15 protein-coding genes and 1 tRNA gene are annotated in these 17444 nt (G+C 69.5%); 6 read left to right on the forward strand and 10 right to left on the reverse strand.

The genetic code is table 11. The annotated features are described in order from the left end of the window. Positions 1–190: 190 nt before the first annotated feature. Positions 191–442 carry a hypothetical protein gene (locus AC06FP_RS06865; RefSeq protein ID WP_456118922.1) on the reverse strand — a complete coding sequence of 84 codons (252 nt, stop codon included), beginning with the start codon at positions 440–442 and terminating at the stop codon, positions 191–193. A 161-nt stretch (positions 443–603) separates the two neighbouring features. On the opposite strand from AC06FP_RS06865, the gene parE reads away from it, so the two are divergent. Both parE and AC06FP_RS06875 read left to right on the forward strand, forming a co-directional pair. After that, positions 604–2493 carry a DNA topoisomerase IV subunit B gene (gene parE / locus AC06FP_RS06870; RefSeq protein ID WP_456118920.1) on the forward strand — a complete coding sequence of 630 codons (1890 nt, stop codon included), beginning with the start codon at positions 604–606 and terminating at the stop codon, positions 2491–2493. Between the two features lie 377 nt (positions 2494–2870). Beyond that, positions 2871–4355, forward strand: coding sequence for a S10 family peptidase (locus AC06FP_RS06875; protein ID WP_478074991.1), 1485 nt, complete (start codon positions 2871–2873; stop codon positions 4353–4355). Positions 4356–4434: 79 nt separating this feature from the next. On the opposite strand, the gene AC06FP_RS06880 is transcribed toward AC06FP_RS06875, so the two are convergent. Beyond that, the gene (locus tag AC06FP_RS06880; protein ID WP_456118916.1) at positions 4435–5556 is read right to left on the reverse strand and encodes an inorganic phosphate transporter; all 1122 of its coding nucleotides are present in this window, start codon (positions 5554–5556) and stop codon (positions 4435–4437) included. Between the two features lie 12 nt (positions 5557–5568). Then, the gene (locus AC06FP_RS06885; RefSeq protein ID WP_433851174.1) at positions 5569–6195 is read right to left on the reverse strand and encodes a DUF47 domain-containing protein; all 627 of its coding nucleotides are present in this window, start codon (positions 6193–6195) and stop codon (positions 5569–5571) included. 274 nt (positions 6196–6469) lie between these two features. Here AC06FP_RS06885 and AC06FP_RS06890 point away from each other — a divergent pair, with 274 nt between their 5' ends. After that, a complete protein-coding gene (locus AC06FP_RS06890; protein WP_478074992.1) occupies positions 6470–7786 on the forward strand; it encodes a hemolysin family protein in 1317 nt (438 codons plus the stop codon). Next, entirely contained in the window at positions 7770–8444 is a 675-nt protein-coding gene (locus AC06FP_RS06895; RefSeq protein WP_456118914.1) for an exopolysaccharide biosynthesis protein, read from the forward strand. Before AC06FP_RS06890 ends, AC06FP_RS06895 begins: the two co-directional genes overlap by 17 nt. Positions 8445–8461: 17 nt before the next feature. Here AC06FP_RS06895 and AC06FP_RS06900 read toward each other — a convergent pair whose 3' ends face one another. The 3 genes from AC06FP_RS06900 to AC06FP_RS06910 all read right to left on the reverse strand — a co-directional run bounded on the left by AC06FP_RS06900 (position 8462) and on the right by AC06FP_RS06910 (position 10825). Next, positions 8462–9451 (reverse strand): LLM class flavin-dependent oxidoreductase, encoded by a 990-nt coding sequence (locus AC06FP_RS06900; RefSeq protein WP_478074993.1) that lies wholly within the window; start codon positions 9449–9451, stop codon positions 8462–8464. 234 nt (positions 9452–9685) lie between these two features. Beyond that, complete coding sequence (locus tag AC06FP_RS06905; protein WP_478074994.1) at positions 9686–10432, reverse strand: sulfurtransferase; 747 nt, start codon at positions 10430–10432, stop codon at positions 9686–9688. Between the two features lie 27 nt (positions 10433–10459). Next, positions 10460–10825, reverse strand: coding sequence for a DUF6164 family protein (locus AC06FP_RS06910; protein ID WP_456118908.1), 366 nt, complete (start codon positions 10823–10825; stop codon positions 10460–10462). 153 nt (positions 10826–10978) lie between these two features. Here AC06FP_RS06910 and AC06FP_RS06915 point away from each other — a divergent pair, with 153 nt between their 5' ends. Further along, positions 10979–11410, forward strand: a complete 432-nt coding sequence (locus AC06FP_RS06915; protein ID WP_478074995.1) for an FKBP-type peptidyl-prolyl cis-trans isomerase — start codon at positions 10979–10981, stop codon at positions 11408–11410. Next, on the forward strand, positions 11394–12641 hold the full coding sequence (locus AC06FP_RS06920; RefSeq protein WP_478074996.1) for a TIGR03862 family flavoprotein: 1248 nt from the start codon (positions 11394–11396) through the stop codon (positions 12639–12641). Before AC06FP_RS06915 ends, AC06FP_RS06920 begins: the two co-directional genes overlap by 17 nt. Before the next feature lie 91 nt (positions 12642–12732). On the opposite strand, the gene AC06FP_RS06925 is transcribed toward AC06FP_RS06920, so the two are convergent. The 4 genes from AC06FP_RS06925 to hemN form a co-directional block, all read right to left on the reverse strand. After that, positions 12733–14355, reverse strand: a complete 1623-nt coding sequence (locus AC06FP_RS06925) for an FMN-binding glutamate synthase family protein (RefSeq protein WP_478074997.1) — start codon at positions 14353–14355, stop codon at positions 12733–12735. A 30-nt stretch (positions 14356–14385) separates the two neighbouring features. Further along, complete coding sequence (locus tag AC06FP_RS06930) at positions 14386–15675, reverse strand: nucleotide sugar dehydrogenase (RefSeq protein WP_478074998.1); 1290 nt, start codon at positions 15673–15675, stop codon at positions 14386–14388. A 25-nt stretch (positions 15676–15700) separates the two neighbouring features. After that, a tRNA-Leu gene (locus tag AC06FP_RS06935) sits at positions 15701–15787 on the reverse strand. 197 nt (positions 15788–15984) lie between these two features. Further along, the gene (gene hemN / locus AC06FP_RS06940; protein ID WP_478074999.1) at positions 15985–17394 is read right to left on the reverse strand and encodes an oxygen-independent coproporphyrinogen III oxidase; all 1410 of its coding nucleotides are present in this window, start codon (positions 17392–17394) and stop codon (positions 15985–15987) included. Between the last annotated feature and the right edge of the window lie 50 nt (positions 17395–17444).

The raw sequence follows: 17444 nt of genomic DNA on the forward strand, positions 1-17444 counted from the left end.
CTCACGCGCCTCCCGGAAAGCCCTAGTTTAAAGGTTGTCGCGCGAACACCCAAGCGCGGGATGCGGCGACGTCGAAAATTCCGTCCAGTCCCGGGGCGCCAGCGGCCTGCCGCCGGGCCGCCCTGGGGGACATAACAAAAAGGACGCCCCGGCCTGCGCCGGGGCGTCCATCGGTACCGGAAGGCCCGCGTCAGCGACGCTTGCGGGCTTCCTCTTCTTCCTCTTCGCGCGGGGCGGACTGCTCGCCCCGGGCTTTTTCCTGGGCGGCGGCGGCGGCGCGGCGCTTGGCCTTCTGCTCGGCCTCGCTCTGCGCCTTGTCCACGGCCGCGTTCTGCGCGGCCTCGCCCGCCTTGCCCTTGTCGGCGCTCTGCGCCATCACCAGCGGCACCGCCACCACGGCGGCGGCAGCCACGGCCAGAACCAGCAATTTCGACGATTTCATCTTCATCCTCCGGAGTCTCCACCGACACATGGGGGTCGGTTGCGTACTTTCCAGCGCGCAGAGGATACCCCCGCCCGCCCCTCCCCGCACTGAACACCTGCGTGCAAATTTCCCCGGCAGACCGCAAACTTGCCCGTCGCATCAGTGCCTTGTCGAGATACATGAACGCCCGTTACAACGCCGCCGACATCGAAGTCCTCTCCGGCCTGGACCCGGTCAAACGCCGCCCCGGCATGTACACCGACACCGCGCGGCCCAACCACCTGGCGCAGGAAGTCATCGACAACTCGGTGGACGAGGCGCTGGCCGGGCATGCGAAGACCGTCGAGGTCACGCTGTTCAAGGACGGCAGCTGCGAGGTCAGCGACGACGGCCGCGGCATGCCGGTGGACATCCACCCGGAGGAGAAGATCCCCGGTGTCGAGCTGATCCTGACCCGGCTGCACGCCGGCGGCAAATTCAGCAACCGCAATTACACCTTCTCCGGCGGCCTGCACGGCGTGGGCGTGTCGGTGGTCAATGCGCTGTCCACGCTGGTGGAGATCCACATCCGGCGCGAGGGCAGCGAGCACCGCATCAGCTTCCGCGACGGCGACCGCGCCAGCCCGCTGGAAGTGGTCGGCACGGTGGGCAGGAAGAACACCGGTACCCGCCTGCGCTTCTGGCCCGACCCGAAGTATTTCGACACGCCGAAGTTCAACGTGCGCGCGCTGCGCCACCTGCTGCGCGCCAAGGCGGTGCTGTGCCCGGGCCTGACCGTCCGGCTGACCGACGAGGCCACCGGCGAGACCGAAACCTGGCATTACGAGGACGGCCTGCGTGACTACCTCAAGGCCGAGCTGGGCGAGCGCGAGATGCTGCCGGCCGACCTGTTCGTCGGCGTGCTGAAGAAGGAAACCGAGGCGGTGGACTGGGCCGTGGCCTGGCTGCCGGAAGGCGAGCTGGTGCAGGAGAGCTACGTCAACCTGATCCCCACCGCCCAGCACGGCACCCACGTCAACGGCCTGCGCACCGGCCTGACCGAGGCGCTGCGCGAGTTCTGCGACTTCCGCAACCTGCTGCCGCGCGGCGTCAAGCTGGCGCCGGAAGACGTGTGGGACCGCGTGTCGTTCGTGCTGTCGCTGAAGATGACCGACCCGCAGTTCAGCGGCCAGACCAAGGAGCGCCTGTCCTCGCGCCAGGCCGCCGGCTTCGTCGAGGGCGCCGCCCACGACGCCTTCAGCCTGGCGCTGAACCAGAACGTGGAAGTGGGCGAGAAGATCGCGCAGATCGCCATCGAGCGCGCCAGCGCGCGCCTGAAGACCGAGAAGCTGGTGGTCCGCAAGAAGGTCACCCAGGGCCCGGCGCTGCCCGGCAAGCTGGCCGACTGCATCAGCCAGGACCTGTCGCGCACCGAGCTGTTCCTGGTGGAAGGCGATTCGGCCGGCGGCAGCGCCAAGCAGGCCCGCGACAAGGATTTCCAGGCGATCCTGCCGCTGCGCGGCAAGATCCTCAACACCTGGGAGGTGGCCTCGGGCAGCGTGCTGGCCTCGGAGGAAGTGCACAACCTGGCCGTGGCCATCGGCTGCGACCCGGGCAAGGACGACCTGTCCGGCCTGCGCTACGGCAAGGTGGTGATCCTGGCCGACGCCGACTCGGACGGCCTGCACATCGCCACCCTGCTCACCGCGCTGTTCCTGAAGCACTTCCCCGCGCTGGTCGCCGCCGGCCACGTGTTCGTGGCGATGCCGCCGCTGTTCCGCGTGGACGTGGGCAAGCAGGTGTTCTACGCGCTGGACGAGGAAGAGAAGCGCTCGCTGCTGGAGAAGATCGAACGCGAGAAGATCCGCGGCCAGGTCAGCGTCACCCGCTTCAAGGGCCTGGGCGAGATGAACCCGCAGCAGCTGCGCGAGTCCACCATCCATCCCGACACCCGCCGCCTGGTGCAGCTGACCGTGGACGACGACGAGCAGACCCGTTCGCTGATGGACATGCTGCTGGCGAAGAAGCGGGCGGGCGACCGCAAGGGCTGGCTGGAGAGCAAGGGCGACCTGGCTTCCTTGGAGGTATAACGGCCCCCATCATCGTTCGTCCTTGCCGACGGACGGCATCTCCCTTCTCCCTCCGGGAGACGCATCGACAGCATTGTCGATGCGCACGGCGAAGTCGCCCGAAGGGCCAGGTACAAGGATGTGCCGAACGCAGGTGCCCCGATGGGGCGGATGGGGCTACGTGCGAAGCCTTGCAAATGCGGGCTGCGCGAGACTTCCCCCCCTCTCCCCAACCCCTCTCCCATCGGGAGAGGGGCTTTGAAACGGCGAGACTTCGATAGAGTTCCATCGCGCACGCAAGTGCGCTCCTGCGGCCACGCCCTCCATGGCTTTGGGCACATTTGCGTCTTCCTGCACGGGCATAGGATCGGGCGTTCCCTGATCCTGTGGTCGTCCGCATGAAACACCTGCTGTACGTGGCCGCGCTTGGCGCCGGCCTGCTGCTCGCTGCACCCGCCCCGGCCAAGGCCGACGCCGCCGAAGACAAGGCCGCCACGGCCGCTCCGGCACCGCTGCCGGCCGATGCCTCGGTCCGCCAGAGCATGCGCCTGGAAGGCCGCACGCTCGACTACACCGCCACCGTCGGCTCGCTGCCGGTGCGCGACGCGCAGGGCAAAACCATCGGCGACGTGGTGTTCACCGCCTACACCGTGCCCGGCAAGGACCGCCCGGTCACCTTCGCGCTCAACGGCGGCCCCGGCGCCTCGTCGGTCTACCTGAACCTCGGCGCGGTCGGCCCGAAGGTGGTGGCCTTCGGCAGCGAGGGCGACAGCGCCTCGGCGCCAGCCACGCTGCGCGACAACCCCGGCACCTGGCTGGACTTCACCGACCTGGTGTTCATCGACCCCATCGGCACCGGCTTCAGCCGCGCCCGCATCGCCGGCGACGAAGCGAAGAAGCAGTTCTTCACCCCCACCGCCGACGTCGAATACCTGTCGCGCGCGGTCTACGACTGGCTGCTGAAGAACCAGCGCATGACCTCGCGCAAGTACCTGGCCGGCGAAAGCTACGGCGGCTACCGCGGCCCGCGCATCACCCACTACCTGCAGACCCGGCTGGGCGTGGCGATGAACGGACTGGTGCTGGTCTCGCCCTACCTGAGCCCGACCCTGGAGGACAACAGCGACGTCTCGCCGATGGCGTGGATCCAGACCCTGCCCTCGATCGCCGCCGCGCACCTGGAACGCCAGGGCCGGCTCAGCGACGAGGCCATGCGCGAGGTGGTCGAGTACACCCGCGGCGACTACGCCACCGCGCTGATGAAGGGCCGCTCCGACCCGCAGGCGACCGAGGCGATGCTGCGCCGGGTCACCGAGCTGACCGGCCTGGACCCGGTGTTCGTGCGCCGCGCCGGCGGCCGCCTGGAAACCCAGGCCTACCTGCGCGAGATATTCCGCGACAAGGGCACGCTGGGCAGCCGCTACGACTCCAACGTGACCGCGTTCGATCCGTTCCCCAACGATCCGGAGCAGCGCGCCAACGACCCGCTGCTGGACAGCATCATCGCCCCGACCACCACCGCGATGGTGGACTTCGTCACCCGCGTGGTCGGCTGGAAGGTCGACGCCCGCTACAACGCGCTGAGCTACGAAGTGAACCGCCAGTGGGACCGCAACGGCGACCTGCGCGCCGGCGCGGTCACCCAGCTGCGCCAGGCGGTGGCCATCGACCCGCGCCTGCAGGTGCTGATCGCGCATGGCTGGAACGACCTGTCGTGTCCGTTCATGGGTTCGATCCTGACCGTGGACCAGATGCCGGCGATGGGCAGCGACCCGCAGCGCGTGCAGGTGCGCAGCTACCCGGGCGGGCACATGTTCTACAGCCGCGCCGACAGCCAGGCCGCGTTCCGCCGCGACGTGCGCGCCATGTACCAGCGCAACTGACAACCGCCGCCCCGCATACAAACGAAAGGCCCGCCGGGAACGGCGGGCCTTTGTTCATGCGTCCGGCGGGAGGTTCCGGTCAGTTCCAGCCGACGAGGGCGAACAGCTTCAGGATCAGGTAGGCGCAGCCGCCGGCCGCCGGGATGGTCAGGATCCACGCCCAGACGATGCGCTCGATCACGCCGATGCGCAGCGACTTGGGGTTCTTGGCGAAGCCCACGCCCATGATCGCGGTGGAAATGCTGTGCGTGGTCGACACCGGCATGCCGAAGTGCGCGGCCAGGGTCAGGATGGTGGCCGAGCTGGTCTCCGCGGCGAAGCCGTGGATCGGGTGCAGCTTGACCATCTTGTGGCCCAGGGTCTTGATGATCTTCCAGCCACCGGAGGCGGTACCGGCGGCCATCACCACCGCGCAGGTCAGCACGATCCACATGGCGATGCCGTCGCCGGCGTGCGCGTCCGGGTGCATGAACGCCAGCCACGAGGGCAGGTCGTTCAAGGCACCGGTGGCCTCGGCGCCGATCAGGGTCATGGCGATGATGCCCATGGTCTTCTGCGCGTCGTTGTGGCCGTGGGCGAAGCCCATGTAGGCGGCCGAGACGATCTGCGCCTTGCCGAAGAAGGCATTGACCCAGCGCGGCCGCGCCAGCCGCCGCAGCACGCCGCCGGCCCGCGCCATGCCGGCGATGATCGCCCACAGCAGGCACATCACCACGATGCCGAGCAGGAAGCCGGCGATCGGCGAGGTGATCATCGGCACGAACACCTTCCACAGCAGGCCCTTGTTCTGCGCCCAGTTGCCCACGCTCTGCGACCAGATCAGCGCGTCCCAGTTGTTGTGCGCGGCGGCCAGGCCGGCGCCGCACAGGCCGCCGATCAGCGCGTGCGAGGACGAGGACGGCAGGCCCTTCCACCAGGTGATCAGGTTCCAGACGATGCCGCCGAGCAGCGCGCACAGGATCACCTGCGGGGTGACCTCGACCACGTCGGTGTTGAGCAGGCCGTTGGCGATGGTCAGCGCCACCGCGGTGCCGGTCAGCGCGCCGATCAGGTTCATGCCCGCGGCCAGCATCACCGCCCAGCCGGGCGAGAGCACCTTGGTCGCCACCACGGTGGCGATGGAGTTGGCGGTGTCGTGGAAGCCGTTGATGAACTCGAAGACGAGGGCTGCCAGGATCACCACCAGTACGAGGGTGAGCATCGACCGTCCCCGTCAGCTGTTCTTCAACACGATCTGGTAGACCACCACGCCCGCCTCGCGGCAGCGGTCGATGGCCTTTTCCAGGATCTCGAAGAATTCCTTGAGCAGGAACATCTGCAGGTTGTCCAGGCGCCCGGAATAGATCTCGCGGTACAGCTCCAGCATCAGCCGGTCGGCCTCGTTCTCCAGCGCGCGCAGCTTCTCGTTCATCGCCGTCATGCGGTCGATGTTCATGTGGCGCAGGTCCTTGACCATGTCCACCACCACGTCGGCGGCCTGCTCCAGCATCGCCGCGCGCGGGGCGAAGTCGATCTGCGCCAGGTGCTGGGTGGCCAGCGAATAGCGGTCGGCGAACTTCTCGATCTGCTTGGGAATCTTGTACAGCGCCGAGCCCAGTGCCTCGATGTCCTCGCGCTCGATCGGGGTCATGAAGCTGTCCACCAGCGCCTGGCTGATCTTGTCGGAGGCTGCGCGCTCGCGCAGGCGCGCCAGCTTGAACGCATCCAGAGCCGGCTGCCGGTCGGCCTCGCGCATCATCGCGTGCAGCGCCTTGGCGCTGTCGGCGGCGGCCTGGGCGGCCTCGTCGAGGTAGGTGTAGAACTGCTTGCCGGAGCCGAAAATGGTCTGCAATGAAAACATTGGGAATGCCTGTTCGCCGTCGCGGAGGGACGGCACCGGGGCGGATTATGACGGCTGGATGACTTCTCGGGTATTCCCGCCCGGCGCCCGCCGGCGAAAATGAACGGGCAGTTGCCGGCCCTGCACGGCGGTTTGCTAAGATGCGCCGGCGCCCCGCGGGCGCACCTTATGGACGACGACCCCTATCCCCCGCCGCAGCGCCCGGGCACGCCCCTGAGCTCCTGCCGCCACCGCAAGCACCCGCCCTCCCTGCCATCGACCCGGGGAGCGACCCGTGTTTGAACTGATCCTCATCGTTTTCGCCCTGATCCTGCTCAACGGCTTCTTCGCCATGTCCGAGATGTCGGTCATGACCTCGCGCAAGAGCCGGCTCAAGCAGATGTCGGCCACCAGCAAGCGCGCCGAGCGCGCCTTGGCGCTGGCCGAGAAGCCCGAGAACTTCCTGTCCACCGTGCAGATCGGCATCACCGTGATCGGCGTGCTGACCGGTTTCCTGGGCGGCGAAGCGCTGGGCGAGGCCATCGCCGCCTGGATCCAGGGCCTGATGCCGGGCTTCACCTATGCCGGCGCGGTGGGCAAGGCACTGGCGGTCACCCTGATCACCTTCGTCACGCTGATCTTCGGCGAGCTGGTGCCCAAGCGGCTGGCGCTGACCCGTTCGGAGGACATCGCCGGGCTGGTGGCGATGCCCATGGGCTGGCTGGCCACCCTCGCCTTCCCGTTCGTGTGGCTGCTGTCGCGGACCACGCGGCTGGTGCTGCGCCTGCTGGGGCTGGGCAAGACCGACTCGGCGTCGGTGACCGAAGAGGAGATCCGCATGCTGGTGGCCGAAAGCCACGAGGCCGGCGTGATCGACATCCACGAGCGCGACATGATGAACCGGGTCATGCGCCTGGGCGACCGCACCGCCGACAGCCTGATGACCCCGCGCAACCGCATCGCCTGGCTGGACACCACCGCCGACGCGGAGAAGAACCTGGAAACCATGCACGAGCATGCCTTCTCGCGCTATCCGGTATACCGCGGCAACGACCAGGACATCGCCGGCATCCTCGAGGTCAAGTCGCTGGTCACCCGCCGCCTGCAGGGCGACGGGCACGCGCTGTTCGAGAACCTGCGCGAGACGCTCTACGTCTCCGAGTCCACCCATGCGATGAAGCTGCTGGAGATCTTCCGCGAGGAGCACCAGTCGATGGCGCTGGTGGTGGACGAATACGGCGAGATCCAGGGCCTGGTGACGATCAGCGACCTGATGGGCGCGGTGGTCGGCCGCCTGCAGGCGCCGGAGAACACCGACGAGGACGCGCTGGTGGTCACCCGCGAGGACGGCTCGCTGCTGGTGGACGGCTCGCTGCCGGTGGACGACCTGCGCGAGCTGATGGGCGGCGTCGAACTGCCGGACGCCGAGGAAGGCGACTACTACACGCTGGCCGGCATGTGCATGCATTCCTTCGGCCGCATCCCGCACGCCGGCGAGTATTTCGACTGGGCCGGCTGGCGCATCGAGATCGTCGACCTGGACGGCGCCCGCATCGACAAGCTGCTGCTGCGCCGGCTGCCGGAAGAAGACGAAGATGACACCACCGGCTGAGCCGCAGGGCGGCGAGCCGGGGCCGGCTGAGGCGCCCGGCGCATACCGCAACGAGGGCATCCGCGCCCTGCTGGCGATGTTCGAACAGGGCGACCCCGAGGAGCACCAGCCGCTCGGCAGGATCCTGCAGGGCCTGCAGGAAAGCGCGTTCGGCGTGTTCCTGTTCGTCGCCATCCTGCCCTCGTTCATCCCCATTCCCGGCATCGGCGGCGCGGTCAGCGGCCCGCTGGTGCTGCTGATCGGCCTGCAGATGATGGGCGGCCTGTCGCGGCCGTGGGTGCCGGGCTTCATCGCCCGGCGCGGGCCCAGGCGCGGCACCATGCACCGCTTCCTCGGCCGCATCGAGCGGCCGCTGCGGCGCCTGGACCGCATGCTCAGGCCGCGCCTGCCGGCGCTGGTGGGGCCGCTGCCGGCGCGCGTGTTCACCGGCCTGCTGCTGATCATGGTCGGCGTCCTGCTGTCGCTGCCGATTCCCTTCACCAACTATCTGTTCGGCTTCCAGCTGCTGCTGTTCGCGCTGGCGCTGATCGAGCGCGACGGCGCGCTGATGCTGTTCAACTGGCTCGCCGCCCTCGCCGCCGGCCTGTTCTTCGGACTCGGCTCCGGGCAGCTGGTCAGCCACACCGTCGAACTGTTCCAGCGCTGGACCGGCGGCTGACCCCCTGCAGGCGCCCCTCAGTGGCGCGCCTGCCAGGCCTGCATCGCCAGCTCGAACGAACGCAGGCGCGCGGCATGGTCGAAGATGTTGGCGGTGAGCATCATCTCGTCCGGGCGATGGCGCGCGGCGAAGGCCGCCAGCCCCTCGCCGACCTGGGCAGGATCGCCGAGCACCGTGCAGGCCAGCGCCCGCTCCACGCCCGCCTTTTCGTGCGGCTCCCAGAACGCCTCGATGTCGTCGACCGGCGGCGGAATCCGCCCAGGGCGGCCGCGCCGCAGGTTGACGAAGCTCTGCTGCTGGGTGGTGAACAGGCGCCGCGACTGCGCCTCCGATTCGCTGGCCACCACGTTCAGCGCCAGCATCGCCCACGGCGCGCGCAGGCGCGCGGAAGGGCGGAAGTCGCGGCGGTAGATCGCCAGCGCCTCGTCCATCGCGTCCGGAGCGAAATGCGAGGCGAAGGCGAACGGCAGGCCCATCGCCGCCGACAGCCGCGCGCTGAACAGGCTGGAGCCCAGCAGCCACACCGGCACCTCCACGTCCGCGCCCGGCACCGCCTGCACGGCCTGTCCCGGCTGCACCGGCTCGAAGTAGTGCAGCAGTTCGCTCACGTCCTGCGGGAACTGGTCGGCGCTGTCGAAGTAACGGCGCAGCGCGCGGGCGGTGGCATGGTCGGTGCCCGGCGCGCGGCCCAGGCCCAGGTCGATGCGCCCGGGGTACAGCGAGGCCAGCGTGCCGAACTGCTCGGCCACCTGCAGCGGCGAGTGGTTGGGCAGCATGATGCCGCCGGCGCCGACGCGGATGGTCGAGGTACCGCCGGCGACGTGGCCGATCAGCACCGAGGTCGCCGCGCTGGCGATGCCCGGCATGTTGTGGTGCTCGGCCAGCCAGTAGCGGCGGTAGCCCCAGCGCTCGGCATGCCGTGCGAGGTCGAGCATGTTGGCGAAGGCCTCGCCCGGCGTGGCGCCTTCGCAGACGGGAGCCAGGTCGAGGACGGAAAGTGGAATCATGCGGCGGTTTCCGGCGGGAGATGACCAGGACATGGGGTGCAGGGCGCGGTTTCCCATGCCTGCGCGGCCCCCACCTGTCGAACACTGTTTTCCGGCCGATTCCCGCAGGAGCGGCTTCAGCCGCGAAACGGCCTTCCCGTTGAACCCACCGGACGTGCATGTCCGGACTGCTGCGGCAGGATCAGTGCGATGGCCCCCTTCGCGGCTGAAGCCGCTCCTACCGGGGGAGCGCAGTCAGGCCGCTTCGTCGTCCACCAGCGGCCGCAGCTGCGGGTCCAGCGCCACGCGCTCGTCGAACACGAAGCAGCGGCCCTCGTAGCCTTCGCCGCCGACCTCCTCGAAATACCCCAGGATGCCGCCGTCCAGCTGCAGCACGTTGTCCATGCCGTCGTTGCGCATCCACAGCGCGGCCTTCTCGCAGCGGATGCCACCGGTGCAGAAGCTGACCACGGTGGCATCGGCCAGGTCCGCGCGGTGCGGTTCCAGGGCTTGCGGCAGGTCGGTGAAACGGGCGATCGGCAGGGTCAGCGCACCGGCGAAGGTGCCGTGCTCGAACTCCTGCGCGTTGCGGGTATCGAGCATCACCACGCGCCTGCCATCGTCGTCGTGCCCCTGCCGCAGCCAGCGCTGCAGCGTGGCCGGGGCCACCGATGGCGCACGTGGGTAGTCCAGCGGCTGGCCGTCGTCGCGGCGGAAGCTGATGATCTCCGGCTTGACCTTGGCCTTGAGCCGCGCGAACGGCTGCATGTGGCTGTAGCTGTATTTGACCCGCATGGCGGCGAAGCGTGCGTCAGCCTTCAGTTCGGCGTAGAAGCCATCGATGCCGTCGCGGCTGCCGGCCAGGAACAGGTTGATGCCCTCGTCCGCCACCAGCAGGGTGCCGCGCAGTTCGCGCGCCTGCGCCCGCTCCAGCAGGGTGGCGGCCAGCGCCTCGGCATCGGCGACGGGAACGAAGTGGTAGGCGGCGGTATTGACGATCATCGGCGTATTTTACGTGGCCGCCGCCCGTCAGCCACGCAGCAGCATGAACGGCAGCAGCACCAGCGCCGCGGCGGCCAGCATGCCCAGCAGCACGGCGATCACGTACAGCGGCCGCCGCCGGAACAGCGAGCCGAAGGTCTCGGCGGTGCCGTCGCGCAGCGCCGCCTCGCGTTCGGCGCGCACGCGCCGGGAACGCTCGGCCTGGTAGGCCGCCATCAGTTCCTTCGCACGCGCATGGTCCTCGCGTTCGCGCAGCCAGATGCCGCCGAAGGAAATGCCCCAGGGACTGGGTTCGGTGCGGTACCAGGCGATGCCGTGGCGGTCGAGCAGTTCGCCGACCTCGCGGCTTTCGTCCTCGTCGACATTGCGCAGATTGAGCAGCAGTTTCGCCATCGCGCCATGATACCCGCTGGCGATGCGCTACCCTTGCCGCACCCGCGTGAGCCCCTCGCAATGGCACCGCATCGCCTTGTGCGGGGATCCGCTTCGTCCCGTTGCCCCGTGGAACCCATGCACCCCATGGGCCGTCTTCAACCTGGAGCCACCATGCGTCGCCTGCTCGTCCCCTTGCTGCTGTCCCTGCTCGCCGCCGGCTGCACCCCGCCCGGCCCGCCACCGGGCGGCAGCATCGCCGCCTTCGAGCGCATCGACAGCGTACCGGGCACCGGCGCCGAGGCGGTCCCGGGCACCAGGGTCACGGTGCATTACACCGGCTGGATCTACGACGAGCGCACCGCCGACAAGCACGGCGAGAAGTTCGACAGCTCGCTCGACCGCGGCGAGCCGTTTACCTTCAATCTCGGCGAGCGGCAGGTCATCCGCGGCTGGGACGAGGGCGTGGCCGGCATGAAGGTCGGCGGCAGGCGCACGCTGATGATTCCGGCCGACTACGGCTACGGCAGCCGCCGCGCCGGCCCGATCCCGCCCGGCTCCTCACTGGTGTTCGACGTCGAACTGCTCGATGTCCAGCCGCGCTGACCCCGGCTCCGCGGGCAGGCGCGTGGCGGTGGTCGGCGGCGGCCCCGCCGGGCTGTTCGCCGCCGAACGCCTGCGCGCGGCCGGCCTGGCGGTCGACCTGTACGAGGCCAAGGGCTCGCCGGGGCGCAAGTTCCTGATCGCCGGCAAGGGCGGCCTGAACCTCACCCACTCCGAACCGCGCCCGCAGTTCGACCACCGCTACCGCGAACGCGCGGCGGAGGTGGCCGGCTGGCTGGACGGCTTCGATGCCGATGCCCTGCGCCGCTGGGCGCAGGGGCTGGGCGTGGACACCTATGTCGGCAGCTCCGGCCGCGTGTTCCCGCTGGACCGCAAGGCCGCGCCGCTGCTGCGCGGCTGGGTGCGGCGGCTGAAGGAACAGGGCGTGCGCTTCCACGTGCAGCATCGCTGGCTGGGCTGGAACGACGACGGCATGCTGCGCATGCAGACCAGCGACGGCGAGACCGCGGTGAGCGTCGACGCCACGGTGCTGGCGCTGGGCGGCGGCAGCTGGCCCGAACTCGGTTCCGATGGCGCCTGGGTGGACACGCTGCGCGCGCGCAGCGTGGACGTGGCGCCGCTGCAGCCGGCCAACTGCGGCTTCGACATCGCCTGGAGCGGGCATTTCCGCCAGCGCCATGCCGGCAGCCCGCTCAAGCCGGTCATCGCGCACTGGCGGGACCTGCGCGGCGTCCCGCAGGAACTGCAGGGCGAGTGCGTCGCCAGCGAGTACGGCATCGAAGGCAGCCTGGTCTATGCCATCGCCGCCGACCTGCGCGAGGCGATCAACCGCGACGGCCATGCGCTGCTGGAACTGGACCTGGTGCCGGGCCGCGACGAAGCGCGCCTGCGCGCCGACCTGGCACGCCCGCGCAAGGGGCGCAGCTTCGGCGAGCACCTGCGCCGCGTCGCCGGCATCGACGCGGCCAAGGCCGCGCTGGTGTTTGAAGTCCTGGGCAAGGACGCCGGCAACGATCCCGATGCGGTGGTGCGCACGCTCAAGCGCCTGCCGCTGCGGCTGCTGCGGCCGCGGCCGATGGCCGAGACCATCAGCACCGCCGGCGGCGTGCGCCTGGAAGCATTGGACGCAGGGCTGATGCTGCAGGCCCTGCCCGGCGTGTTCTGCGCCGGCGAAATGCTGGACTGGGAGGCGCCGACCGGCGGCTACCTGCTCACCGCCTGCTACGCCAGCGCGCTGCGCGCGGCCGACGGCGTGATTGCCTGGCTCCGGTGAATCCTGCCCTGTAGAGCCGGAGCCTGCTGCGCATGGCACTCCCGGGCGAAGCGAGGCAGGAAACCCCCTGCCCCTGCCGGAGGGAGACATCTCAGTGCAGCTTGGTGCCGCGCAGCGCCTCGATGCGCGGCGGCGGCGCGAACGAATCGCTGCGCGCATCGGCCCAGTATTCGCGGAACACCGCATGGCCCGGCACCCGGTCGAGCAGTTCGCCCGGCGACAGGTAGCGGTACAGCGTCGCCATCGAACGGATCTCGATCGGTGACACCCGGCGCAGGATGTGCTCGGGGCCGAGCTCGGAAGGATCGTTCAGCCCGGCCGCACCGAGCAGGTCGCGCAGCGCGCGCAGGGTGTTCTCGTGGAAGTTGCGCACCCGCTCGGCCTTGTCGGTCGGATCGAGGTGGCGCCAGCGGCCCGGGTCTTGGGTGGCGATGCCGGTCGGGCACTTGTCGTTGTGGCAGCTCAGCGACTGGATGCAGCCCAGCGCGAACATGAAGCCGCGCCCGGCGTTGCACCAGTCCGCGCCCAGCGCGATGGTGCGCGCGATGTCGAAGGCGCTGGTGACCTTGCCGGCCGCGCCGATGCGGATGCGCTCGCGCAGGTTCAGGCCGACCAGCGTGTTGTGCACCAGGATCAGCGCCTCGTTCATCGGCACGCCGACGTGGTCGATGAACTCGGCCGGTGATGCGCCGGTGCCGCCCTCGGCACCGTCGACCACGATGAAGTCCGGCAGCAGCCCGGTCTCGTGCATGGCCTTGGCGATGCCGAACCATTCCCACGGGTGGCCGATGGCCAGCTTGAAGCCGGTCGGCTTGCCGCCAGACAGCTCGCGCAGGCGCGCGACGAACTGCAGCAGTTCCACCGGCGTGGAGAACGCCGAATGGCGCGACGGCGACACGCAGTCCACGCCCATCGGCACGCCGCGGGTAACGGAGATTTCCGCGCTGACCTTGGCCGCGGGCAGCACGCCGCCGTGGCCGGGCTTGGCGCCCTGCGACAGCTTGATCTCGATCATCTTGACCTGGTCGTGGTTGGCGTTGGCGACGAAACGTTCCTCGCTGAAACGGCCGTGCTCGTCGCGGCAGCCGAAATAGCCCGAGCCGATCTCCCACACCAGGTCGCCGCCGTTCTCGCGGTGGTAGGGCGAAATCGAGCCTTCGCCGGTGTCGTGGTAGAAACCGCCCAGCTTCGCGCCCTTGTTCAACGCGCGGATGGCATTGGCCGACAGCGAGCCGAAGCTCATCGCCGAAATGTTGAACACGCTGGCCGAGTACGGCCGCGCGCAGCCGGCGCCGATCACCACGCGGAAATCGTGGTGCGGGATGCTGGTCGGCGCCATCGAGTGGTTGATCCACTCGTAGTCCACCGCATAGGTGCTGCGCAGCGTGCCGAACGGCACCACGTCCATCACGTTGCGCGCGCGCTGGTAGACCAGCTGCCGCTGCTGGCGCGAGAACGGCACGTCCTCCAGGTCGCTCTGCACGAAGTACTGGCGGATTTCCGGGCCGATGGACTCGAAGCCGTAGCGGAAGTGCGCCAGCACCGGGTAATTGCGCCGCAGCACGCTGCGCCGCTGCAGCACGTCCCAGGTGCCGAGCAGCGCCATCGCGCCGAACAGGCCCACGCCCCAGTACCAGGCGGGCCAGCGTTCGGCGAGGGCCAGCGACACCGGCAGCAGGACCAGCGCCAGTATATAGACCAGATAACGATGCATTGCCGTCCTCGCGACCGGTGATGCCGGATTCTACAACCGGTCGTCCACCACGTGCCGCGGCCACACCGACTTGACGTCGTAGACCACCATGTCCGCCACGCCCAGCGCGCGGATGCGCGTGGCATCGAGTTCGCGGAACTGGCGGTGCGCCACGGCCAGCACCACCGCGTCGTAGCGCGCCGGCACCGGCGCGTCGACCAGCGCCACGCCGGCTTCGCGTTCGGCCTCGGCCGGATCGGCCCAGGGGTCGAAGGCATCGACCGCCGCGCCCTGCCCGGCCAGCAGCCGCGCCAGGTCCAGCGCGCGGCTGTTGCGCAGGTCCGGGCAGTCCTCCTTGAAGGTCACGCCCAGCACCAGCACGCGCGCGCCGCGCAGCGGCTTGCCCCTGCCGGCCAGCAGCGCGTCCACGCGCGCGACCACGTGCGCGACCACGCGGTTGTTGACCTGGCGTGCGGTGTGGATCAGGTCCGGGTGGTAGCCCACGCTCTCGGACTTGTGCAGCAGGTAATACGGGTCCACGCCGATGCAGTGGCCGCCGACCATGCCCGGCCGGAACGGCAGGAAATTCCACTTGGTGCCGGCCGCTTCGAGCACGTCCAGCGTGTCGATGCCGAGCCGGTCGAAGATCAGCGCCAGCTCGTTGACCAGGGCGATGTTCACGTCGCGCTGGATGTTCTCCACCACCTTGGCCGCTTCGGCCACGCGCAGCGACGGCGCGCGCCAGGTGCCGGCGGCGATGATGCGCCGGTACAGCGCATCCACCACCTCCGCCGCTTCCGGCGTGGAACCCGAGGTGATCTTGCGGATGTCCGGCAGGCGCCGCTGGCGGTCGCCGGGATTGATCCGCTCCGGGCTGTAACCGCACCAGAAGTCCTGGTTGAAGCGCAGGCCCGAGCCCTGCTCCAGCAGCGGCACGCAGACTTCCTCGGTGGTGCCGGGGTAGACGGTGGATTCGTAGATCACCAGGTCGCCGCGCTTGAGCACGCCGGCGATCAGCTGGCTGGCGCCGCGCAGCGGCTCCAGGTCCGGCTGCTCCCAGGCGTCGATGGGCGTGGGCACGGTGACGATGAACACATTGCACCGCGCCAGCTCCGTCGCATCGGCGCAGTAGCGCAGGCAGGTGGCCGCGGCCAGTTCGGCGGCGTCCAGTTCCAGCGTGCGGTCATGGCCTTCGCGCAGCTCGGCCACGCGCGCGGCGTCGATGTCGTAGCCGAGCGTGTCCAGCGTCCGGCCGAATTCGACCGCCAGCGGCAGGCCGACATAGCCCAGGCCGATGATGGCGATGCGCGGCGCGCTGGCTGCGGAAATATCGGCGCTCATCCCATCCCTCGACGTGGTTGCATGCTGGTGCCCGGAGCCGGAATCGAACCGGCATGGGGTTGCCCCCGGCGGATTTTAAGTCCGATGCGTCTACCAGTTTCGCCATCCGGGCATCGCGATAGCGTGCCTGATCGGCGCGCGCTTGTGAATCCAACCCGGCCGCCACTCCCGTAGGAGCGACTTCAGTCGCGAAGGGGCTTGCCCGGCAAATCCTGCCGGGACTCGGGGCTTGGGCGGCAGCATCCACGCGCGAAAGCCCCTTCGCGACTGAAGTCGCCCCTACGGTTCTGCCATGGGATCACTGACGGCTCAGATCGCCCGCGAATAGCGCGCCGGCTGCTGCGGGGCCTGCAGGTAGCGGTCGAAACACATGGCGACCAAGCGCAGCAGCGGCCGGCCCTGCCGGGTCGCGGCGACCACGCCATCGCCATACCGGGCCAGCCCGTCGGCGGCCAGGCGCTGCAGCGCGGCCAGCTCGGTGGCGAAGTACTGCTCGAAATCGATGCCGTGACGCGCGGCCAGGGCATGGCCGTCCACGCGGCCGTGGCACATCAGCTGCTGGATCAGTTCGGCGCGCAGCAGGTCGTCGGCGTCCAGTTCCAGTCCGCGCCATACCGGCAGGGCGCCGGCGTCGATGCGCGCTTCCCAGTCCTTCAGCTCGCGCGGGTTCTGGCTGTAGCTGTTGTCGATCCTGCTGATCGCGCTCACGCCCAGGCCCAGCAGGTCGGTGTCGGCGTGCGTGGTATAGCCCATGAAATTGCGGTGCAGGCTGCCTGTGCGCTGCGCGCGCGACAGGTCTTCCTCCGGCAGCGCGAAGTGATCCATGCCGATGTACTGGTAGCCGGCGGCCGACAGGCGCTCCACCGCCAGGCCGAGCAGCGCGAGCTTGCGCTCGGCATCGGGAAGGTCGGCGTCGGCGATCTGCCGCTGCGCCCTGAACAACTGCGGCATATGCGCATAGCCATAGATCGCCAACCGGTCAGGGCGCACCGCCAGCACCGTTTCCAGCGTGCACGCGAAGCCTTCCGGCGTCTGCTTCGGCAGACCGTAGATCAGGTCGACGTTGACCGAACGCAGGCCATGGCGGCGGCAGGCCTCGATGATCGCCAGGGTTTCGTCCACGCCCTGCACGCGGTTGATCGCCTGCTGCACCGCCGGGTCGAAATCCTGTACGCCGAGGCTGGCGCGGTTGAAACCCAGTTGCGCCAGCACGGCGATGTCGGCCGGAGAGACGGAGCGCGGGTCCAGTTCGATGGAGAAATCGCGGCCGCCGTCGTCGCTGAAGCGGAAGCGCCGGCGCAGCCCCTCGACCAGGCGCGACAGCTGCCCAGGTTCAAGGAAGTTCGGCGTGCCGCCGCCGAAATGCAGCTGGATCACCTCGCGCTCCGGCGCGAACAGCGGCGCCACGCGGTCCACTTCGGCCAGCACGCGGTCGACATAGGGCGCACCCTTGCCGCGGTCGCGGCTGACGACGCGGTTGCAGCCGCAGTAGAAACACGGGCTGGTGCAGTAAGGCACATGCACGTACAGCGACAGCGGCCGCCTCGACGCATTGCTGCGCGCGATGGCTGCGCGGAACTGCCCGGCGCCATGGCCATCGTGGAAATGCGGCGCAGTGGGATAGGAGGTGTAGCGCGGGCCCGGCCGGTCGTGGCGGCGCAGGATGTCCGGGTCGAAAGTCCAGCCCAGCGGGTCGGGTGATGCGGTGGTCGTGTCCATGCGCACAGCCTGCCCGATGCCCCGCGCGGCCGCCTTGAGCCAGATCAATG

Source organism: Stenotrophomonas sp. Steno-Z2, from assembly GCF_056393235.1.